Annotated in this window: 1 protein-coding gene and 2 pseudogenes; all 3 read left to right on the top strand. The window is 64.9% G+C overall.

Features of this window, described 5'->3' with window-relative positions; all coding sequences use genetic code 11:
* Positions 1-635, top strand: a 635-nt coding sequence (locus tag ABT116_RS50545) for a quinolinate synthase (RefSeq protein WP_351648641.1), incomplete at its 5' end; no start/stop codon positions are given.
* Positions 636-685: 50 nt separating this feature from the next.
* Positions 686-835, top strand: a pseudogene (locus ABT116_RS50550) (FAD-binding protein); the annotation flags it as partial.
* A gap of 61 nt (positions 836-896) precedes the next feature.
* Positions 897-1,011 (top strand): annotated as a pseudogene (locus tag ABT116_RS50555) (hypothetical protein); the annotation flags it as partial.

Below are 1,011 nucleotides of genomic sequence, written 5' to 3' on the forward strand. Positions count from 1 at the left end.
CGTACGTGAACACCACGGCGGAGGTGAAGGGTCTCACCGACATCTGCTGCACGTCGTCCAATGCCGTCGACGTGGTCAACTCGATCGATCCCGACCGCGAGGTTCTGTTCCTGCCCGACCAGTTCCTGGGAGCGCACGTCAAGCGCGTGACCGGCCGTACCAACATGCAGATCTGGGCTGGTGAGTGCCACGTGCACGCCGGCATCAACGGCGACGAGCTGACGGCCAAGTCCAAGTCGCATCCCGACGCCGAGCTGTTCGTGCACCCTGAATGTGGTTGCGCTACTTCGGCTCTGTACCTAGCCGGTGAAGGCGCGGTCCCCGCGGACAAGGTCAAGATTCTCTCCACCGGCGGAATGCTCGACGCTGCCCGCGTCACCAAGAGCAAGCAGGTTCTGGTCGCGACCGAGATCGGGATGCTGCACCAGTTGCGCAAGGCGGCGCCCGACGTCGATTTCCAGGCCGTCAACGACCGCGCGTCGTGCCCGTACATGAAGATGATCACGCCAGCCGCGTTGCTTCGCTGCCTTCTCGAGGGCAAGGACGAGGTCCACGTCGATCTCGAGATGGCCAAGCGCGCACAGAAATCGGTGCAGCGCATGATCGAGATCGGTAATCCGGGCGGCGGCGAGTGACCAGTCCTGCCGGGCGTTTCGCCTGGGAGGCTCATGCCGACCTGGTCGTCGTGGGAGGCGGTGTTGCGGGCCTCACCGCTGCGCGCACCGCTTCTCTGCGGGGGCTGAAAGTGCTCACTGTCAGCAAGGGTGGCCCGACGGACACCGCGACTCAGTACGCGCAGGGTGGCATCGCGGTCGTCGACGATCTGAATACGGATTCCGTCGAGTCGCACGTTGCGGATACGTGTGAGGCCGGCGTCGGTTTGTGCGACGAGGAAGGCCTTCGACGCCGTCTCACGGGGCATCGCGGACGGCGTCGACGTGGTCCTGATCGACACCGCCGGCCGTCTGCACACCAAGACCGGTCTGATGGACGAGCTCGGCAAGGTCAAGC

The sequence above is a fragment of the Streptomyces sp. NPDC002130 genome, assembly GCF_040296465.1.
Classification (GTDB): Bacteria; Actinomycetota; Actinomycetes; order Streptomycetales; family Streptomycetaceae; genus Streptomyces.